The 19,721-nt window shown below is 40.1% G+C and carries 19 protein-coding genes and 1 riboswitch; of the genes, 13 read left to right on the top strand and 6 right to left on the bottom strand.

Annotated elements, in window-relative coordinates:
• Positions 1–3: 3 nt before the first annotated feature.
• The 8 genes from IQI_RS06925 to IQI_RS06890 all read left to right on the top strand — a co-directional run bounded on the left by IQI_RS06925 (position 4) and on the right by IQI_RS06890 (position 8,440).
• Complete coding sequence (locus IQI_RS06925; RefSeq protein WP_064091919.1) at positions 4–1,671, top strand: sodium:solute symporter family protein; 1,668 nt, start codon at positions 4–6, stop codon at positions 1,669–1,671.
• Entirely contained in the window at positions 1,652–3,556 is a 1,905-nt protein-coding gene (locus IQI_RS06920; RefSeq protein ID WP_064091918.1) for a DUF294 nucleotidyltransferase-like domain-containing protein, read from the top strand. Before IQI_RS06925 ends, IQI_RS06920 begins: the two co-directional genes overlap by 20 nt.
• Before the next feature lie 8 nt (positions 3,557–3,564).
• The gene (locus tag IQI_RS06915; protein WP_064091917.1) at positions 3,565–4,221 is read left to right on the top strand and encodes a 3'-5' exonuclease; all 657 of its coding nucleotides are present in this window, start codon (positions 3,565–3,567) and stop codon (positions 4,219–4,221) included.
• Between the two features lie 432 nt (positions 4,222–4,653).
• The gene (spoIIID, locus tag IQI_RS06910; RefSeq protein WP_064091916.1) at positions 4,654–4,914 is read left to right on the top strand and encodes a sporulation transcriptional regulator SpoIIID; all 261 of its coding nucleotides are present in this window, start codon (positions 4,654–4,656) and stop codon (positions 4,912–4,914) included.
• A 356-nt stretch (positions 4,915–5,270) separates the two neighbouring features.
• On the top strand, positions 5,271–6,284 hold the full coding sequence (mreB, locus tag IQI_RS06905) for a rod shape-determining protein (RefSeq protein ID WP_064091915.1): 1,014 nt from the start codon (positions 5,271–5,273) through the stop codon (positions 6,282–6,284).
• A gap of 121 nt (positions 6,285–6,405) precedes the next feature.
• Entirely contained in the window at positions 6,406–7,248 is an 843-nt protein-coding gene (locus IQI_RS06900) for a flagellar hook-basal body protein (RefSeq protein WP_064091914.1), read from the top strand.
• A gap of 58 nt (positions 7,249–7,306) precedes the next feature.
• Positions 7,307–8,149 carry a flagellar hook-basal body protein gene (locus tag IQI_RS06895; RefSeq protein ID WP_064091913.1) on the top strand — a complete coding sequence of 281 codons (843 nt, stop codon included), beginning with the start codon at positions 7,307–7,309 and terminating at the stop codon, positions 8,147–8,149.
• A 15-nt stretch (positions 8,150–8,164) separates the two neighbouring features.
• Positions 8,165–8,440 carry a DNA-directed RNA polymerase subunit beta gene (locus IQI_RS06890; RefSeq protein ID WP_064091912.1) on the top strand — a complete coding sequence of 92 codons (276 nt, stop codon included), beginning with the start codon at positions 8,165–8,167 and terminating at the stop codon, positions 8,438–8,440.
• 56 nt (positions 8,441–8,496) lie between these two features.
• Here the strand turns inward: IQI_RS06890 and IQI_RS06885 are convergent, their stop codons facing one another.
• Entirely contained in the window at positions 8,497–9,048 is a 552-nt protein-coding gene (locus IQI_RS06885) for a TVP38/TMEM64 family protein (RefSeq protein WP_064091911.1), read from the bottom strand.
• 390 nt (positions 9,049–9,438) lie between these two features.
• Here IQI_RS06885 and fabZ point away from each other — a divergent pair, with 390 nt between their 5' ends.
• From fabZ to IQI_RS20255, 3 genes are all read left to right on the top strand, one after another.
• Positions 9,439–9,873: a 3-hydroxyacyl-ACP dehydratase FabZ gene (gene fabZ, locus IQI_RS06880; protein ID WP_064092117.1), complete on the top strand. Its 435-nt coding sequence runs from the start codon at positions 9,439–9,441 to the stop codon at positions 9,871–9,873.
• Between the two features lie 180 nt (positions 9,874–10,053).
• Positions 10,054–10,347, top strand: a complete 294-nt coding sequence (locus IQI_RS06875) for a hypothetical protein (RefSeq protein ID WP_064091910.1) — start codon at positions 10,054–10,056, stop codon at positions 10,345–10,347.
• A 592-nt stretch (positions 10,348–10,939) separates the two neighbouring features.
• Positions 10,940–11,082, top strand: a riboswitch (cyclic di-GMP riboswitch).
• A 33-nt stretch (positions 11,083–11,115) separates the two neighbouring features.
• Positions 11,116–11,253, top strand: coding sequence for an anti-repressor SinI family protein (locus tag IQI_RS20255; RefSeq protein ID WP_082892615.1), 138 nt, complete (start codon positions 11,116–11,118; stop codon positions 11,251–11,253).
• 35 nt (positions 11,254–11,288) lie between these two features.
• Here the strand turns inward: IQI_RS20255 and IQI_RS06870 are convergent, their stop codons facing one another.
• Both IQI_RS06870 and IQI_RS06865 read right to left on the bottom strand, forming a co-directional pair.
• Positions 11,289–11,609 (bottom strand): helix-turn-helix domain-containing protein, encoded by a 321-nt coding sequence (locus IQI_RS06870; RefSeq protein ID WP_064091909.1) that lies wholly within the window; start codon positions 11,607–11,609, stop codon positions 11,289–11,291.
• A 103-nt stretch (positions 11,610–11,712) separates the two neighbouring features.
• Positions 11,713–12,153 (bottom strand): YwpF family protein, encoded by a 441-nt coding sequence (locus IQI_RS06865; protein WP_064091908.1) that lies wholly within the window; start codon positions 12,151–12,153, stop codon positions 11,713–11,715.
• A 281-nt stretch (positions 12,154–12,434) separates the two neighbouring features.
• Here IQI_RS06865 and IQI_RS06860 point away from each other — a divergent pair, with 281 nt between their 5' ends.
• Positions 12,435–12,800, top strand: a complete 366-nt coding sequence (locus IQI_RS06860; protein ID WP_064091907.1) for a single-stranded DNA-binding protein — start codon at positions 12,435–12,437, stop codon at positions 12,798–12,800.
• A gap of 19 nt (positions 12,801–12,819) precedes the next feature.
• Entirely contained in the window at positions 12,820–12,993 is a 174-nt protein-coding gene (locus IQI_RS20580) for a hypothetical protein (RefSeq protein WP_156509859.1), read from the top strand.
• Between the two features lie 514 nt (positions 12,994–13,507).
• Here IQI_RS20580 and IQI_RS06855 read toward each other — a convergent pair.
• The 3 genes from IQI_RS06855 to IQI_RS06845 all read right to left on the bottom strand — a co-directional run bounded on the left by IQI_RS06855 (position 13,508) and on the right by IQI_RS06845 (position 19,714).
• Positions 13,508–16,336, bottom strand: a complete 2,829-nt coding sequence (locus IQI_RS06855) for a DEAD/DEAH box helicase (RefSeq protein WP_064091906.1) — start codon at positions 16,334–16,336, stop codon at positions 13,508–13,510.
• Positions 16,329–17,972 (bottom strand): SWIM zinc finger family protein, encoded by a 1,644-nt coding sequence (locus tag IQI_RS06850; protein WP_064091905.1) that lies wholly within the window; start codon positions 17,970–17,972, stop codon positions 16,329–16,331. Before IQI_RS06850 ends, IQI_RS06855 begins: the two co-directional genes overlap by 8 nt.
• A 125-nt stretch (positions 17,973–18,097) precedes the next feature.
• Positions 18,098–19,714 carry an alkaline phosphatase gene (locus IQI_RS06845; RefSeq protein ID WP_064091904.1) on the bottom strand — a complete coding sequence of 539 codons (1,617 nt, stop codon included), beginning with the start codon at positions 19,712–19,714 and terminating at the stop codon, positions 18,098–18,100.
• Between the last annotated feature and the right edge of the window lie 7 nt (positions 19,715–19,721).

Here is a 19,721-nt window from a genome sequence, read left to right as displayed (position 1 = left end):
TAGATGGATTTACAGTTTTTAGTCTCCACATCCATAATTCTTTTGACGTTTGCGTTATACATTGGGATAGCGGTGTACAATAAAGCGAAAGCAACTTCAGACTTTTATGTAGCTGGTCGAGGTGTACCACCAATTTTCAATGGAATGGCCATTGGAGCAGATTGGATGAGTGCTGCTTCCTTTATTGGACTAGCAGGTACGGTGATGATCCTAGGTTATGATGGACTAGCCTATATAATGGGCTGGACAGGCGGATACTTACTATTAACGTTCTTGTTAGCACCTCAGCTTCGAAAATATGGGCGCTACACAGTACCGGAATTTATTGGAGACCGGTATAACAGTCATACGGCTCGTGTGATTGCGGCCCTCTGTACTATTATTATCAGTTTTACCTATTCTATTGGTCAGCTATCTGGATCTGGTGTCGTTATCGGTCGACTATTTGAAATTGACGCCAAGGTGGGAACGATGATCGGAGTTATTCTCATTGCCTTCTATGCGGCTTTTGGTGGAATGAAAGGAATTACCTGGACACAGGTTGCTCAGTATATCGTCCTTATTATTGCTTATTTAATACCCGTTATTTTCATGTCACTTCAAATTACAGGAAACCCCGCGCCATGGATTTCGTATGGTGAGCTTGTTGGAAAAATTGGAGAGCTTGATCGGGAGCTGGGTGTCTCTGAATACTTTGCACCGTTTACGAACGGAACGAAGTGGCAATTTATAGCCCTGATGTTTACGTTGATGGCTGGAACAGCGGGTCTTCCACATGTCATTGTGCGCTTCTACACAGTATCCACGATGAAAGCGGCTCGTTGGTCAGGGGCTTGGGCGTTGCTTTTCATAGGACTTCTCTACTTATCGGCACCTGCCTATGCAGCGTTTTCCCGCTTTATTTTAATGACAAAGGTAGCGGGAAGTAAGATAAGTGAGCTGCCTGCTTGGACTGCTTCCTGGGTTGATACAGGGAAATTGCAGGTTGCTGATACAAGTGGTGATGGCATTCTACAATGGAAGGAAATTATGATTTCCAATGATATCGTTGTTATGGCTACACCTGAAATTGCTAATCTCGGAGTGTTTGTCATTGGACTTGTAGCAGCTGGAGCCATGGCGGCAGCTTTATCAACAGCAGGTGGGCTGATGATTGCTATTTCCTCTTCATTTGCTCATGATATTTATTATCGTGTATTTAAACCAAATGCAACGGAGAAAAATCGTCTCGCTGTTGCACGTTGGTCTATCGTGGTAGCAACGGTACTGGCTGGAATTGTGGCCTTGAATCCTCCTGGAGTCATTACTCAAATTGTAGCCTGGGCCTTTGCGTTAGCATCGGGTACATTCTTTCCTGCGCTCATTCTCGGGGTTTGGTGGAGAAGGTCCAATGCCCAAGGGGTTATCGCTGGAATGCTTGTAGGATTATGCGTCACCTTCACTTATATTTTCTTAGCCAAATCAGGCTTTAGTCTATTTGGTATTATCGATACAGGTGCAGGGGTGTTTGGAGCGACAGCAGCTGTTATCGCGAATATCGTTGTGTCCCTTATCACAAAAGCACCATCTCAAAAAATCCAGGAAGAGGTCATGGATTTACGTTACCCAGAACAGATGACGTTTAAAAATGGTGAAGTATGGGTGAATGACGATGTCGATTTCAAATCATAATGAATCCTTTCAAAAAGCTGTACTGCGCCATCCTTTTTTCAAAGGGATGGAGCGTAGTACAGCTCTTTCCCTATTAATCCAATGTAAAGAGATTGGATATACAGCAAATCACTCCATTATTCAAAGCTTTGAGGATCGCTTAGGACTCTATTTAGTCGTAAAAGGTGAGGTAGAGGTGGTGGTGCCAAAGGAGGGAGAAGGAAAAGAAGAGGTTCTGGAGATCATATCTCAAGGTGGAATTCTAGGTCTATCAAGCCTTTATTCTTTTTTACAAGAAGGAGAGAGAAGTAAGGGACTCTACTCTTCTGTTGAAGTAAGGGCTAAAATGGATGGCCTGCTATGTCTCGTTCCATATAAAAGTTTAGAAGATTATTGGGAGGAGACTTATATAAAGAACTTCCTGCTAAATGAAACGTCAAAACGATTGCAGGATGTATACTATTCTTTATCCAAACAAGTTAAGGAGACCACCGGGATTGAAGAACGAGCAACTATCTTAAAAAGAGTGAATGATGTGATGGTCCAGAAGGTGATAACTGTAGAGAGTAGCGAGTCGTTACATGAGGCGGCTAGTAAGATGGGAAAGAATAGAGTCAGTTCCGTTATTGTAATAGAAAACGAACAAATCGTTGGTATTCTCACAGAAAGAGACCTCGTCACCAGGTGCCTCGCAGGGGACACTCCTCTCTCCCAACCAGTAAAACAAGGGATGACACCTAACCCAACCTTCATCCACCAGCAAGCCTACCTCTACGAAGCCCTCACCACCATGATCGACCACTCCATCAAACACCTCCCCGTCACAGATACAAAAAAGAGGGACGGACCTGTGGGAATCATCACCATGCAGGATATTATGAAAGCCAGTCACACAGGAGCTTTAACAAATGCTAGAAAAATAGAAGATCAGCAATTCCCTTTAGAAAAAATCAAACCCATACTAGAAGGAATGCTAGCAAGCCTCTGGAATGGGCAAGCGCCTGTTCTAAACATCCTTGATATCATGTCTGGACTGATTGATCGTCTGTACAGGAGAGTCCTCAAACAAGCAGAGTTAGAATTGGAACAAGAAGGGGAAATCGCTCCTTGTTCATTCGCCTTCTATGTCATGGGTTCGGCAGGAAGAGAAGAGCAATTCATGTTAACCGATCAAGATCATTTCCTGGTCTATGAAACTCAAGATGAAAAAGCTGTAAACTATTTTTATAATCTGTCTGAAAAAGTAGTGAAGGGCTTAGCAAAGGCAGGATTGCGTCTATGCGACGGTGGGATGATGAGTAATCAGCAAAACTGGCGAGGGGGTTTGAATAGGTGGGAAGAAAGAGTGAGAGAATGGTCGATTCATTCTTCAGAAGAAACCCTATTAACCGCCCAAAATTTTTTTTCGTATCGATTTTTATATGGAGATGAATCGGTCCATCGAACGTTTCAACAAAACACAGAAAAACAACTGAAAAATGCCAAAATCCTGATGCTACGTTTAGCCCAAGTAGAGAAGACTAAGCCAGTACCAGTTCTTCACTCTTCTATTCGTTCTTTATTAGGTATGGATCGTAAAAGCATTTCCATCAAAAAAGAAATTCTGTTTCCTTTTCATCATGCTCTGCAAATCTTAAGTCTTTCCCATGGACACGTAACAGGATCAACCCTTACGAAAATCAGATTCTTAAAGGAAAAAGGATCTATTTCAAGTGAGTTTGAAGAGGTACTACTTGAAGCATTTCAAGAAATGATGAAGCTTTATATGGAATTGAAAAGGAAAAAACAAGGTGACCAGATTCACCTTTCCTCCCTTTCAACTCAGAAAAAAGAGGTGTTATACAAAAGTGTGAAAACCATTCGAGAGTTTCAACAAATGATGCTTTCCCATTACTCCCTAAACTAGATGAGGTGATGACCTTCATTTTTTCTAAAAAAAAGATCCAATGTCCTGTACATTATGATTTAATTCCCCTGAATCGGAAAATTGAGGATTTAACCTTTGTTGTGTTCGACACAGAAACGACAGGATTTCGAGTTGCAGCAGAGGATCGTCTTCTAGAAATCGGAGCTGTTAAAGTAGAAGGATATGAGGTGAAGGAAAAAGTCACCTTTCAGACATTTTCCAATCCACATCGACACATTTCTCAGGAAATAATCCATTTAACTGGAATTACCTCTAAGGATGTCGAACATTCTCCTGAAGCAATAGAGGTGATTCAACAATTCTTCACTTTTATAGAAGGAAATAATGTAGATAGTCTCGTTGGCCATTATGTACGATTTGATGAATTAGTTCTGAAAAGTGAAATGAAGAAAGAAAGTGTGAATCTGCAAATAGGTCCAAGTATTGATACGTTAAATATGATTGGATATCTTACACCCTCGAATGATATGAGGGATCTCGAACGTTACGCCCAAATGTTTGGAACTCGTATATACCCAAGACATAGAGCCTTACAAGATGCTCTTACGACGGCTTACTTATTTGTGGAGCTATTAGAGCTCCTAAAAGAACAGAATGTGAGCACATGGGGTGAGCTAATACGGGTTAGTCGTGGGAGTGAGTAATTGAATATTTTAGTGCCTCTTGCTCTTTTAGTGAGAGGTTTTTTTGTCTTTCCAAATGGCATTTATCATCCTTCTTGAACGTCTAAGAATGGAATGGAGGTCCGTCCCTCAAATTGATTTTTCAGAAAATTACGCTCGAACCTTGTCCTTATTGTGTTTTTTGTGCATATATGGGGACATAGGGTAATAAAATGATACAAACCTATCAAAAATATTAGAGAGTGTTTGAGGTGAGGAATCGTATTTTTACTACTTTATATTAGCTGAGTATCTGTTCATACGTTCTAACATCAGGAAGCTAGCATGATTAAAAAATAAAGCTTTCTGCCGCGTGCATAAGAGGATTTGTGTAGCGGTCTGTGGTATTTCATTGTTCCCGAAAACGAGTCTCATTTCACACTTCTCACATCCAATTTAGGGAGGTCGAGTGGTGTGCACGATTACATCAAAGAGAGAACAATCAAGATTGGCAAGTATATCGTGGAGACGAAAAAAACTGTTCGTGTAATTGCGAAGGAGTTTGGCGTTTCCAAAAGTACTGTTCACAAAGATCTAACAGAACGCCTGCCAGAAATTAACCCAGAACTAGCGAATGAAGTCAAAATAATACTCGATTATCATAAATCAATCCGACATCTACGAGGTGGAGAAGCCACGAAACAAAAGTACAAAAAAGAAGAGCTTCACAGCTAGTGGAAATACGCCAAGCCCCAGACAAATGGAGAGCGCTTGGTGTATTTTTTATTTTGCTAAGGTTTACGTCGTGTAATCAAGCCAGTTGGTGCGTGACTGAACATCTTTAAAAATCTATTTACAACGGGAATGTAAGATCTTTTTTACACTCATGAAATAAACCGTCCGCTTCATTTCAAAAAAATAACAATTTCAATACATTTTTTTGACAATGTACACCTTATTTCGACATTTTTATGGTAAAATAGTGAATTAGGTGAAAGTTTTGACGTAACACTTTAACGTAACTACAAACAACCAAACATAGATGAAATAAAAAACGATTATTTTGGAGTAGAAGAAGGGAGAAACACAAGATGTTCGCGAAAGATATTGGGATTGATCTTGGAACGGCTAATGTTTTAATTCATGTAAAAGGAAAAGGGATTGTCTTAAATGAGCCATCTGTTGTGGCTTTAGATAAAAACACAGGTAAAGTTTTAGCAGTCGGGGAGGAAGCTCGTCGTATGGTGGGCCGTACTCCAGGAAACATCGTAGCAATACGTCCTCTAAAAGATGGGGTTATCGCTGATTTTGATGTAACAGAAGCCATGCTTAAGCATTTTATCAATAAATTGAATGTAAAAGGCTTTCTTTCTAAGCCAAGAATTCTTATCTGTTGTCCAACGAACATTACAAGTGTTGAACAGAAGGCAATCAGAGAAGCAGCTGAGAAGAGCGGCGGTAAGAAAGTATACTTAGAAGAAGAACCAAAGGTGGCTGCTATCGGAGCTGGAATGGATATCTTCAACCCGACAGGTAACATGGTCGTAGACATTGGTGGAGGAACAACGGACGTTGCGGTTCTATCTATGGGTGATATCGTAACAAGTCAATCCATCAAGATGGCTGGAGACAAATTTGACCATGAGATCCTTAACTATATTAAAAAACAGTACAAGCTTCTAATTGGTGAACGTACGGCTGAGGATATCAAGGTAACGATTGGAACTGTGTTCTCTGATAACCGTGATGAAGAAGAACTGAATGAAATGAATATTCGAGGTCGAGATATGGTTTCAGGTCTTCCAAGAACCATTACCATTAATTCTAAAGAAATTGAAGGCGCACTTCGTGAATCAGTGTCCGTCATTGTACAGGCTGCCAAAAACGTGCTTGAAAAAACGCCACCTGAACTTTCCGCAGATATTATTGACCGAGGTGTCATTTTAACTGGAGGAGGAGCTCTTCTTCACGGAATGGATCAGCTTCTTGCAGAAGAGTTGAAGGTACCCGTTTTAGTTGCAGAAAATCCAATGGACTGTGTGGCTGTTGGTACAGGATTAATGCTTGAAAATATCGATAAAATTTCCAGAAGAAGAATCAGTTAATTTATTTCCAATATCTTCTCTTTCCAAAACACGCAACAATTCCTTCCGTCAACCGATATAATAAAGGCAAGAACGAGAACGAGAACGAGAACGAGAACGAGAACGGTAAAGAGGTGAAACTATGTTTCGAGGATTTTATACGGTAGCATCTGGGATGCTTGCTCAACAACGGAAAACAGAAATGCTGACAAATAATATGGCGAATGCTAACACTCCTGGCTACAAAGCAGATCAGTCGTCTATGCGTGCCTTTCCAAAAATGCTCTTAGAACGAATGGACACGAAAACCATTCCCACTGAGAACAAACTCTCACTACCTTTTAATAAAAAGGTAGGAGAATTAAATACTGGCGTTTACATGCAAGAAACGATTCCTTCCTATATCCAAGGAGACCTGCAAGAAACAGGTAGAAAAGCAGACCTGGCATTAGTAGATATTTCTATGCCCGTGAACGAAGAAACTGGCTCGGCAGGATCTGTATTCTTAACGGTTGAAGGACCAGATGGAGACCCCCGTTATACTCGAAATGGAAACCTTACTGTAAACGGAAACGGTTTTCTGACAACCAATAGTGGCTTTTATGTACTAGATGATAACGGAGCAAGAATTCAATTAGACAGCGACCAATTCGATGTGAGTGAAAATGGGCAAATCATCGTCAATGACAATGTCGTAGGAAGACTTGGCATTGGCTTTTCTGAAAATCCCCATCGATTAGTGAAACAAGGCGACGGCTTGTTTGCAACTGAAGAAAACGAGCCCCTTGCCAATGCTTATAATCAAAATGATGTAGCATTTTCAACTCAGCAAGGCTTTCTCGAACGTTCTAATGTGGATGCATCTCGAACCATGACGGATATGTTAACGGCTTATAGAGCCTTTGAAGCAAATCAAAAGATTCTTCAAGCCTATGATAGAAGTATGGAAAAAGCGGCTAATGAAATTGGTCGAGTAAACGGATAGTTATACGATTGTAAATGTAATTCGTCACTGAATACCTTATAATAAAAGGGGCTATGACATGAATCGAACAATGATTACAGCAACCAATACGTTAAGCCAATTGCAAAAACAAATGGATATGATTGGTCATAACCTTTCAAATGCTGATACTACGGGATATAAGAGAAAAGAAGCGGCATTTTCTGAGCTGCTCGTTCAACAGGTAAATAACCAGCGCGTAGATCGATTTGAAACAGGCAGACTGACGCCTTTTGGAGTTCGAGAGGGAACTGGAGCTAAACTTGCACAATCCCAGCTCATCTTAACTCAAGGATCATTAAAATCAACAGGTAGACCTTTGGATTTCGCTTTGACCAATGATAGACAATTTTTCAAAGTACTTGTCCAAGATGAAAATTCAAGTGATGTTCGATATACAAGAGACGGAGCATTCTTCGTAAGTCCAACAGGAAATGGTGAATCCATACTGGTAAATGGGAGTGGTTTTCCTGTTTTAGATGAAAACGATAACTACATCACATTTTCAAGTGACGCTTCAACATTTGAGATGGGGGATAATGGAGTTTTAACCATCTCAGAAGAAAACGGAGCTTCACAACAAGTGAATTTAGGAATCATATCAGTTGAAAAACCTCAATTTCTTCAGCAATATGGAAGTAATCTATTAGGGTTTGCTGATAATCTTCAAGAACTAGGTGTGACCGAAGATGAAGTCGTAACAAATTTTGCTGGAGCCGACCGTACAGGTATATCAATGGTCCAGAATTCGTTAGAGTCTTCAAATGTAGATATCGGTAAAGAGATGACGGATATGCTGAATGTCCAACGATCGTACCAATTTCAAACTCGTTCAATTTCCCTTGCAGATCAAATGATGGGCCTTGTTAACGGGATACGCTAAAAGGAGTTAAATGCTATGAGTGAAAAAGACCTACTACAAGAAGAAAAAACAAGAGAATCAGTAAAAGCAGAAAAAAAGAGTAAACAACTGGAAGAACCCAAACCAAAGCGTTGGGTTCGTGTTCGAATGCTTCCAATCTGGCTTCGAATCCTTCTGTTTGTCCTTCTTCTTGCAGGAAGTCTCGTCCTAGGTGCCATGGTTGGCTACGGAGTCATCGGAGACGGAAACCCATCTGACGTATTCAAAGCAAAAACCTGGCAGCACATCATCGACATTGTTCAAAAGAACTAAGCACCATGGGAAAAGTAAACAGAGCGCGAGGACATTGAAATCCAAGCGCTCTGTTTTTATTTTTTCCCTCTACTTTTACTATATATAAACCAAATGCTGAATAATAAAAATAAACATAATATTCCTTTTCCTTTCCAATTCCATATCAAGACCTGCTGAATAGAATACGCTTCTATCACCAGCGAAGGTATTTTTCCTATTGTGCTGGCAACGGAATAATTGATTATCCCAACTTTGCTTATAGCAGCCGCTAACGTCACGATACCTGAAGGAATAAAAGGAAATACCCTGAGAAAGATGATCATACAGAACGCTTCTATTCCTCTTGACTTCATTAATTTTGTTACATATTTATTGGTTATTTCCTTCGAATTCAATAGTTTGTTTATGCCTTTACGATATAGATAAAAACTAACAATTGAGCCAAGTGCTTCCCCAATAATCGATATGAATAATCCATTTTCAAATCCGAAAAATTTTATATTTACAGCAGTGATCACAACGCTTGGTACTACTCCAAGAACACTAATAAAAATATTCAATATAATGCTTAACGCAATAGCAAAATCACCTAATACCTTAAACAAATCTAAGAGATACGACTCCAACTACTTTCTCTCCTTTAACGATTAAACACTAACTTACTTTAACACAAGATGATACTTCCCTTTTAAGTGTATCAAATCAACTCAGCAAACAGCATTTTAATGACAATTTTTATTATTTTCATCATGTTATCTTAATTGAAAATAAATGGACATATTATGAGCTAAAACCCAATAATCGTTAATATAAAAGGAATAAGAAAAGACCAAATCAAAGGGATCTGGTCTCTTAATCGATATGCAATTTCGTATGCAAACGGATCAACTTTTGACCCCACTTTGAGGGACGGACCTAAACATCGTGTTTTTTTCTCAAACCATTCGTGCTATTCCAATTCACACGGTATTTCTGTACAATAGAGGAACATACATATTGGTAGGAGGATTTTTATGATGCTTGATATTAATCAAATCAAAGATATTATTCCCCATCGTTATCCATTTTTATTGGTGGATAAAATTTTAGAAGTGGAAGAAGGAAAGAAAGCGGTTGGGATTAAAAATGTGACGACGAATGAAGAATTTTTCAACGGGCATTTTCCTGATTACCCTGTAATGCCAGGGGTTCTTATTGTAGAAGCACTAGCTCAAGTAGGAGCTGTGGCTATGCTGAAAAAAGAAGAGAACCGCGGACGATTAGCGTTCTTCACTGGAATTGATAAATGCCGATTTAAGCGTCAGGTCAAACCGGGAGACCAGCTGAGACTTGAAGTGGAAATGGTTCGTTTTAAAGGCGTAATCGGTAAAGGAAAAGGTATTGCTACTGTTGATGGTGAAGTAGCATGTGAACTGGAAATGATGTTTGCTCTTGGAGATAAGCAAGAGTAAGGAATGAATAATAAACTGGACACCTTAATAGGTAGTCCGGTTTTTTTTCTTATTTACCGTATAAATCTATGCAAAAAATCTATAACCTGATGCAAGTTATAATAAATTTTGGGAAAGCTAACGAAAGACCATAAGTATCGGTCTTAATTAATTTACACGTGAAGAAAGGAGTTATACATCATGAGCAAAAAATTGTTATCAATACTTGGTGGTTCTGCACTGGCAGCAATGCTTCTAGTAGGCTGTAACGTAAACCAGGAGCCACCACCAGAAGATGAAGCGCCAATGGAGGAAGAAGTTCCAGAGGATGAGGGAATGAATGAAAACGGAGACATGGATGACAACAAATTAGATGAGTCCGAGGATAAGAACGTACAAGGTGATAAAGACGCTGCTAAGGATGAAAACACACCTGAAGAAGAAGTAATAGAAGATGATATTGATGTGCAGGATAAGGATAATAAGGACGAGTAATGTAAAAGCAGAGGCAGAAAAAGTAGCCTCTGCTTTTTTGTGTTCTTAATTAAGAAAAAATTAAAATTAAAGGTATTAATAAATTCCATATTGTATTATACTAAACATAAAATGTTCTTTATAAAGAACTAGGTTTTAGAAAATTTCACTATAACGAATATTATTTATAACTATTTAATATATTAATAGAAAAAGAAGAGAGGTGAATTAATGTATAAAAAAATCTGCAATCGTTGTACTCGTTCGTCCTTTAGTAGCACAGAAATAGGAGATTGGATCTGCCCATCTTGTGGAATGAACTTAACAGACGCACCCTTTTATACCTCATCCTTAAGACCCGACAAAATCATTCCCCTAAGAAAAAAGATAGAGGCCTATAACATTCATGTAAGCAAAAGATATCTATAATGTTTCGACAAATACCACCACCATCTATGTCAAATCACTTCTTTACTGAACTAATATGCATACAAATTGTCAAAATAACTGTTGTATTGTAGTAAAAAAGAGTTAAAAAGTTTTCAGAATAGACAAAAAATAACATAAGGATAATAGTACTATGTGTATAATGAAAATATGATTAAAGACAAGGGGCAGACAAAGGCAAACCTATTGAAAGGTAGGGACGCAAAGTCACAGGTCTACTGTATTAGTGCTAACTCACATAAATAGATAGTTACTTCATTGGAATTAGAAGTTAAGTACATATAATACTAGGGCGGCTGGATTGCCTGGAATACGTTTAATGTATTTTAGGAGGGAAATAATTTGGGGAATAGAGAAGTAGATCAAGAGTGGGTTGAATTAGTCAAACAAGCCTTAGATGCCGGAATATCCAAAAAAGAGATTAGAGAGTTTCTACAAACTGAGTCCCAAGAGCTAAATACAGAATATAAGGCGATTTGATCATAAATAAAGTCTTGCGAATGAATCGCAAGACTTTATTTATTGCCTAATTTCCACTTGTTGAATTCAATAAACTCTCTAAACTGTTCTTTTGTAATTCCTGAATCCATCGCTTCTTCTGCTATCTTGACCCACTCACGATCGACACTGTGATCTTCTGGTTCATCGTGTAACAATGAATCCATCGGTATACCTAAGGCAGAAGAGACTTTTTCAAGAAACTGAATGGAAGGATTTTGTTGTAAGTTACGTTCAATCGAACTTAAGTATGACTTGGCTACACCCGCTTTATCAGCAAGCTCGGTCATGGACATTCTTTTTTCTTGTCTATATTTTTTAACTCTTTCGCCAATCACTGAGTACACCTACCTAAGAAGTTCAAAATAAAAAAAGTAATAATTTAATTATATCAAAGTGTTTGCCTTCACTCCATATGAAATATTACACAATTGAGTAAGCCTAGACACTAGGCTTTGCCGTAGCAGAAATACGAGGCTTAGATACCATTTTCTCTCGGAATTCCCGAACAAGTTCTTCGCCTGAAAAACCTTTTTGGACAAGATCATCTAAAAGGATTTCTGCATACTCATTTCGATTCTTTTTTAATTTTCCTTCAAACATAATACTCACATGATCATCCATCTCTTTAATACAGCGGATAGAGGTCATGAAAGCAGCTGGATCATTTGCTTCATGAGATATCACAACTTGAATTTCTAATTCCTCTTCTTGTTGCTGAGCCTTTTTGAAAAAATCAATCTCATCAATTGATAAATAAGTTTCTACAAGCCACGTTTGGTGTTCATCCTCTTTATTAATAATCAGACCGTCCACTATTTCAAAATCACGTAGCTCATCGTTTTCGACTACTTGAAGTGAAATGACTTTAAAGGTTTTCATGAACGAACATCTCCCATTTCTAGGTTTTATAAAAATTATATCATAGTGACAATTGATTCCATAACAAATATCTAATTGCACGCGGCATGAAAAAAATATCGAAATATGCAATTTTGTATTTTTATGACCATTTTGAGGTTGAAAATGGGAAATTCCCCTAGGAGAATTTGTGAAATTCGAGGCAGATTTCGCTTGAATTTGGCAAATTCACTATTTTACAACAGGAGAAAAAGAATTGTAAGATGTAATCACCTTAAAAAGAAAGGAGAAAGTGAACCCAATTGATTAACCAAGTGACTCTAGTTGGAAGGCTTACGAAAAATCCAGAAGCTCGAAAAACATTAGATGGAAAAACTGTTTTGAATGTTGCTGTTGCTGTAAACAGACAATTCAGGAACCAGCAGGGTCAGATTGACACAGATTTCGTGCTCTGCACCTTATGGAACAAAACAGCAGAAAACACGGAAAAATATTGTCGGAAAGGATCAGTGATTGGAGTAACCGGTAGAATTCAAACAAGATACTTCGAAAACGACCAAGGTAAACGAACCTATGTAACGGAAGTAGTAGCCGAATCCGTTAGATTCCTAGACAGCAAACCAGCTCCTGAACAGTCAAAAAAGGAACCAATCGAAATCCCGTTTTAAACAAAAAGGAGATGAAGTCATGGTAACGTTGGAAACCCTTCTACAACAAATTGAAGGTATGGAAAAATTAACGGAAGAACTAATCAAAAAAGTCGCTCGAACAAATGTAGAAAATTTCTACTTATCCCAGCGAGTAACAGCCCTCGAACAAGGCTATGAGTACCCTGATCCAGCCTTGAAAACCACTTCTTAGAATTCCATTAAAAAAATTCAACCTATAAATGATGTCTTAAATTCAATATTCACCGAACCATTCCTCTAACCAACCTCCTTAGAAAAAGAAGAATAGTCTATGTTAAGTAATGCAGTTCCCCTTTTTGTCTTCATATTGAGCCGGCTTCTTTAGGAGCCGGCGTTTTTTTGTGTTGTTCACAATTTGGCACAATACGTCTGGAAAGTGGCCCAATTAATGTGAAGAGTGGCCCAATTCCTCAGGATTCTGGCCAAATTCTAACTCAAAGTGGCCCAATTCAGGTGTATTAGTAGAGGAGTGAGTAGAGAAATCGGGGCATGGGATTGAGAATGTGCGGAAATAAACAAAGAATGTGCGAAAAGCGGCTATAAATGTGCGAAAAGCCACCAAGAATGTGCGAAACCAAACAAAGAATGTGCGAAAAACCAACCAAAATGTGCAAACTTCACTTCGCGGGAAAAAATCGAGGGACGGACCTCCCAAGGTCCGTCCCTCTCAACTTATTCTCAACAACTTACTCCAACACCAACAACGACTCCAAGTCTTGATCAGACAATTCAGTAACCCATTGGTCGCTTCTGATGATTTCGTCGTTTAGGGCTTGTTTTTTCTCTAACATGGCATCAATTTTTTCTTCGAGAGTGCCTGATGAGACAAGCTTGTGGACATGGACGAAGCGTTGTTGTCCAATTCGGTAGGCTCGGTCGGTTGCCTGGTTTTCAACGGCTGGGTTCCACCAGCGGTCATAGTGGACAACGTGATTGGCGGCGGTTAGGTTAAGTCCCGTTCCTCCAGCTTTTAGAGACAGAAGGAAGACGGGGAATTCGCCGTTTTGGAATTTCTCGACTAATTCATCACGCTTTCCTTTTGGCATGCTTCCATTTAAGAATGGAACATCTACGTTGAATTCCTGCTTCATTACTTCTTGAATCATTTCACCCATGGAAATGTACTGGGTGAAGATTAAGCACGCTTCTCCAGATTCCAGGGCTACTTCCACAATATCCTTTAATTTCTGCATTTTCTCTGAACGAGATAAGATCGATTTAGGGTCAGGCTCTTTTAAATAAAGAGCAGGGTGGTTGCATAATTGTTTTAGCCTGTTTAGCATTTGGAGGATTAATCCTTTTCGTTCGAATCCGCTCAATGCTTCAAGCTGAGATAAGGTTTCCTGCACCAATTGCTCATAGAGAGCGGCTTGTTCAGCCGTTAAGTGACAGTATTCTTTTTGCTCGATTTTTTCAGGAAGGTTCAATTCTACTTCCGGGTCTTTTTTCGTTCGACGCAGTAGGAACGGTTTGATTTTAGCCTGAAGCTCTTTTACTTTCTCCTCAGACTCATCCTTCTCAATAGGAGCAATATAATTTTTTTGATACTGTGTAAACGCGCCGAGATATCCATGATTCAGGAAATCAAAGATGGACCATAATTCCGATAGTCTGTTTTCCATAGGTGTCCCTGTTAAGGCGATATGATGCTTTCCTTTTAATTTTCGAATTGCACGGGATTGCTTCGTGTTCGAATTCTTAATATTTTGCGCTTCATCTAAAGAAATCGAGGTCCAATCCACTTGTGAGAGCTCTTCAAAATCAATATGTGATAACCCATAAGAGGTAAGAACGATATCCATTTCGTTAATATCTCTTGAAAATCCTTCTTCTTTTGAACGATTAGGTCCGTAATGAAGATGGACCTTCAACTCAGGAGCGAATTTCTCAATCTCACGCTGCCAGTTTCCAAGTACGGAAGTAGGAGCGATAATTAAGGAAGGTGTTTCCGGCTTTTCTGTTTCCTTTATATGAAGCAAATACGTAATCAATTGAACGGTTTTACCAAGTCCCATATCATCTGCTAAACAAGCTCCGAAACCATACTTACGTAAAAATAGCATCCAGCTCATCCCCAGCTGCTGATAGGGACGGAGCTCTCCTTGAAATGCATCGGGGGTTTCTGTTAGCGGAATCGATGACACATTTGTAAGCTGGTGAATCATCTTTTTCATAGAACGATTCAATTCCAGCTGAATACGGGCGTATGCAAACGGATCATAGTCGTCATCAGCTTCGATTTCAGGCTCATCAGAGTCACGGGGAACAAGCTCCTGCTCAAGCATATCTTGAATCGAAAATCCTTCTTCCTTCGCTTTACTCATCATTTGTTGAATTCGGCGAATCATAGCAGGGTCCAGCTTCATCCACTGACCGCGGATTTTCACAAGTCGTCGCTGATCATCCACTAACTGGTTGAAATCATCCTCTGACAAAGTGACGCCATTCATAGATAATCGCCAATCAAAATCGAGCATGGCATTTAAACCGACGAAGGATGGACGATAGCTTGTATCGCTGTTTTTTAGTTTTGCTTTTACGAGAACTTGGGCATCCTTCATGGCTTCCCACCAGGACGGTAATAGAATCTCTATATTCAAATCGATGAATTTCTCGCTTAACACAGATAGAAAATCCCAGGCATCCTGTTCACCAAGAGCGTCTCGCAGGGAACCATCCCCATCACGCAACAAAGGCATCATGTTCATCCAGCGTTCCTGCTCTTCGCGAACCTCTGGTAAATGGTTTTTCCAAGCAACAGGAACTGTATCTTCAGCTAATGAAATAACGCGATTGGTTTTCTTGCGGTCACGTAAAATCGTTTCAAGCTGCCACGATTCATCCTCATCAAGTGGCTCAGTAATTCGAAGCCCCATGGAAAAAGGAAGCTCTTCATCCTCACCAGCGATCCATTCACTCCAACGCTTTTCATCAAAATACGCATCCAGCTCCTCAGACGTCAACGTGCTTTCCTTCAACCTCTGAATTCGCTTCATCGCACTCGAACCACCAACCGCCATCGCCTCATTCAGAGCACCCTGAAACCAATCAGAAGTAAGTTCTTTGAGGGACGGACCTCCACCAGGAAGCTCCTCCTCCCAAAACTCATCATTAAAATTCGACCAAACTTCCTCAGGAATGTGAAATTGCAGTCCTTTTTCCTGCCACTCTTCGAATCGGGGCAGCCAGCGTCCAGCTTCAATGGATTCATAGATAACAGGAGCAATGGCAATACAGGCCTGACCTGTTTCATCCCAATCCCATTGGATCATGGAGCTGAAATGCTCACCGGCAAGCAAAGTAAGGAGCTGCCATTTGGTTACGACAATCCCTTTTTCATCTATAGAGTCTTGCAAGAGAGTTCCGTAATAGCTTTCTTCATGCCAAAGAAACAGCTGGTTTTTCCATTCCGTCGGTGATAAGCGTTCTCCATCAGCATTTTCAGCTGTAATGAAAAAACGGTCTTCATATTCAGTTGTGCTGACATTGATTTTTACGGAAGACAGTTTAAGCATCGATTAACTTACCCTTTCTGCATTCTTCTTGAAATGCTCTCAATCGTTTGTACCGAGTTAAAATATAGTCTAAATAGACGTCCCATTTATCCGTCTGCTTTGTTTTTTTATAGATGGTTCTAATTTTCTTCATATAACGAACGGCCAGCTTGTAGCTGTCACGGTTTTTTTGCTCAATGGCATTCAGCACACCAGTATAATAAATAGGAAGAGCAAGCTCAGGTGCTTCCTTGTATACATCGCGTAAACCCATCCCATCCATTTCCTGAATGGAGTAGCTCATATATTTCTGAAGCTCAACCCACTCACGGTAGGCTTTCACGTTAATCAAATATTCATTATACGTAAAGAAGCTATACGGGAGCATAGAAAGAAGGAGCTCATTGACCAGACCTCGATCCTTTTCCATCAGCCAGTCCATCGGCAATACACGCACAAACCAGCGGACAAAGCGTGTCGCTTCATAATAATCTAGCTGACCAATATAATCAGGCATTCTTGATAAAATATTTTTCACAAGAAAGAATCCAACCTCATACCGTTTTCCTACGAAAAATTTTCTTAGCCAAAATTCAGAATAGGTTACGAGTTCAGTTCCTAAGTTGTCCACCACATGGCTGGCTTTATCAAGATCCTCTAAAAGTAGATATTGATGTAGAAGAGCTACTTGATAGAAGGCAGAATCTTGTTCCGAACTTTCTTCTAATCTCGCTACTTCATCTTTACGCCAAGATTTTTGCTTGAACAAATAATACCAAAGGAATCGATAAACCTCCGCCTTCATCAGAGTGCTTTGTTCCTGAGAGTCACTCATTTCAACGGTTTTCTTTTTCAAAAAAGCAATATACGGATCAAAGCTGAATGGCATGGCATGAATCGACAGCTTTTCCACGGCTTCCTCCATTTCACCCAGGAGAAAATCGTACATGCTATACTGCTCACGATTTAAGTCAACTTTCCGTTGCTGTAAATATAAATCAATATGAATGGACAGAAACAGGGTGGCAAACAGCTGATAAAGAGGCTTCCATTCGCGTTCAAAGGGAGCTTCCTTCATAAACCGTTTGGTGATGTTCTGTACATGGACGTCCATTAAGTATGGTTGTCTTTCAAGTAACTCTAGATCCTCTTGCTTTAATAGACTCTCGAAAAATAGCCACCAATCCTCGGGAGAATTCCCTCTTGTTTTCCGTTCGTTAAGAAGGTCACTTGCTTTACGCAAGCCTCCGTTATGACCGTGTTTTTTCAATAAATTTTCCAAGGCACTGGATTGATCTCCTGTCTTGGTAGACTGACTGCGCCAATCTTGAATCCATACACTTACCCGTCCAACCTTATTGTATAGAACAAAAAAGGTCGCCATTTGATGTCGACACCACGTTGTTTGTGGACATGAGCATTTACTCAAAAGAGGAAAAGAGAAATTAAGCTCAACGCTAACAGGCGTCACATCCTGTACCTCAGCTGTCACTTCTTCTTCACGCACTTTTACATGAGAAACCAGATTTTGACGGAACAGCAGAAGTCCCTTAGACACAACATTCTTGCTCTCATCAGCACTCGAATCCAACTCATTTTGTATCGACTGACTCATGGGAAGTAATTTATCCTTCAGCTCCTGAATACGAATCGACATCAACCAACCTCTCCAATCTATAAAATCGCATTCTTTTATTATAACGTAAAAGGAGGGGGGAAGGGAATATGAGGACCCGAAATCTGGAAGAAAGGGGAATTCGGGTAAATTGTCGAATGGTAATGCTATTCCTCCATGTGAATAAAAAACGTTTCCCCGTTATACACATTCACGCTCTTCAACGTAACTTTTTCATCATTCTTTATGTAAAAGTTCTTATTTTCAGGAAAACGCAATACTAAGTCGCCATGCTCTACAACAAATTCAGGATTACTCGGATTTTGTTTACGGATGGAAGCAGAGTATCCTCTCTGTTTAAAATATTCCATCCCATCGACATACCATGAGGCAAATCTCCCTTTGGTCAAAGAGAATCCTAGATGGTCGGCAATGATATGAGGTATCGAAGTATTTTCAATGAGACCCGTGGGTTTGCCAGGACCATAGGCATATAAAAAAACATCCTCACCCGTATGACCATGAGTGGTGAAACCGAGGTGTGCTTTTTTAGCAAGAAGTTTAACCATTTCATTCTCTAAGTCTTCTACACTTTTTGCTTTTTTCATGGCAGAGTACTCATGTTTGCTCAAATGGTGTAATCCGTAAGAGGCAAGAACGTCCTTTAGATTTGTACGATTTTTCTTTAGCTGAGAACTGGCACCCTTCACCGTGAGTTTCGCTTTTTTTAAAGGCTTGATGAAATTTCCAGTCGGTTGATTTTTGTAGTTAAGATTCGTCTGTTCATTCCCTAAAGTTAACCCACTGTTTCCGTGATCTGTTACTGCAATCACCATCGTATTTTGATTCGCACGAGCGAAGTTTAATGCTTCTCCAACGGCATCATCAAAACTGAGTACTTCACTGATCATCCCAACTGGGTCATTCTTATGGGCTGCCCAATCGACTTTACTGCCTTCAACCATAAGAAAAAAACCCTTCTCGCTATGGGACAGTCGTTTGATAGCTGTTTTTGTCATCTCTGCTAATGAAGGCTCCTGAGGTTTTAATAGCTTTCGGTCCATTTCGTAAGCGATATCTTCTTCTGCAAAGGCACCCCATAATTTATTAGTGGATGGCGCCTGGGGAAGTCCGTCCCTCGTCTTGATAAAGGAATATCCAGATGAGCGGATGGTGTTGACGAGGTTTTCTCCGTCTTCACGACTGACTTCTTTTGTTTTTAGCATGCCATCATCGTTTTTAACGGAGTTTTTTCCTTTTGGCTTCAGCCAAGCGGCTCCACCACCAAGTACCACATCGAGATTTTGATAAACCTGCTGCTCTCCGATGTCGCCAAACTCATCCCGGTTCTTTACGTGTGACGTGAAAGCGGCGGGAGTGGCATGCTGAACTGGTGAAGTCGCGACAATCCCCGTTTCGTAGCCAGAAAGCTTTGCAGCTTCAAGAACCGTAAGGACGGGATGCCCTTTATCATTCATCCCGATGTAGTCAGCCTTTGTTTTCATTCCCGTTGCCATGGCGGTTCCCGCAGCGGCTGAATCGGTGATGGCTGATTCTATTGAATAGGTGCGAACGCCTCCTGTGAGAGTGTCGTCTAAATGGAGGTCCGTCCCTCGAAACCAGCGGGATAAGGTGATGATGTCGGAGTTGGTGCCGTCCATGATCATGAGGATGACGTTTTTGGGTGGGGTGGTGTAGGCAGCGAATAGGGTCGGGGATGGGAGAGAGAAGGCTAGTAGAGAGAAGAGAGTGGTGAGTATGAGGATTCGTTTTAGAATGTTCATGAGATTG

Origin of the sequence: Rossellomorea aquimaris TF-12, from assembly GCF_001648555.1 — a bacterium.
Classification (GTDB): domain Bacteria; phylum Bacillota; class Bacilli; order Bacillales; family Bacillaceae_B; genus Rossellomorea; species Rossellomorea aquimaris.
This window is presented reverse-complemented; position numbering and strand designations above follow the sequence as displayed.

Coding starts and splice junctions, on each gene's coding strand:
- IQI_RS06925 (WP_064091919.1), top strand. CDS start 4: ATGGATTTACAGTTTTTAGTCTCCACATCCATAATTCTTTTGACGTTT.
- IQI_RS06920 (WP_064091918.1), top strand. CDS start 1,652: ATGTCGATTTCAAATCATAATGAATCCTTTCAAAAAGCTGTACTGCGC.
- IQI_RS06915 (WP_064091917.1), top strand. CDS start 3,565: ATGACCTTCATTTTTTCTAAAAAAAAGATCCAATGTCCTGTACATTAT.
- mreB (WP_064091915.1), top strand. CDS start 5,271: ATGTTCGCGAAAGATATTGGGATTGATCTTGGAACGGCTAATGTTTTA.
- IQI_RS06900 (WP_064091914.1), top strand. CDS start 6,406: ATGTTTCGAGGATTTTATACGGTAGCATCTGGGATGCTTGCTCAACAA.
- IQI_RS06895 (WP_064091913.1), top strand. CDS start 7,307: ATGAATCGAACAATGATTACAGCAACCAATACGTTAAGCCAATTGCAA.
- IQI_RS06890 (WP_064091912.1), top strand. CDS start 8,165: ATGAGTGAAAAAGACCTACTACAAGAAGAAAAAACAAGAGAATCAGTA.
- fabZ (WP_064092117.1), top strand. CDS start 9,439: ATGCTTGATATTAATCAAATCAAAGATATTATTCCCCATCGTTATCCA.
- IQI_RS06875 (WP_064091910.1), top strand. CDS start 10,054: ATGAGCAAAAAATTGTTATCAATACTTGGTGGTTCTGCACTGGCAGCA.
- IQI_RS06865 (WP_064091908.1), bottom strand. CDS start 12,153: ATGAAAACCTTTAAAGTCATTTCACTTCAAGTAGTCGAAAACGATGAG.
- IQI_RS20580 (WP_156509859.1), top strand. CDS start 12,820: ATGGTAACGTTGGAAACCCTTCTACAACAAATTGAAGGTATGGAAAAA.
- IQI_RS06855 (WP_064091906.1), bottom strand. CDS start 16,336: ATGCTTAAACTGTCTTCCGTAAAAATCAATGTCAGCACAACTGAATAT.
- IQI_RS06850 (WP_064091905.1), bottom strand. CDS start 17,972: ATGTCGATTCGTATTCAGGAGCTGAAGGATAAATTACTTCCCATGAGT.
- IQI_RS06845 (WP_064091904.1), bottom strand. CDS start 19,714: ATGAACATTCTAAAACGAATCCTCATACTCACCACTCTCTTCTCTCTA.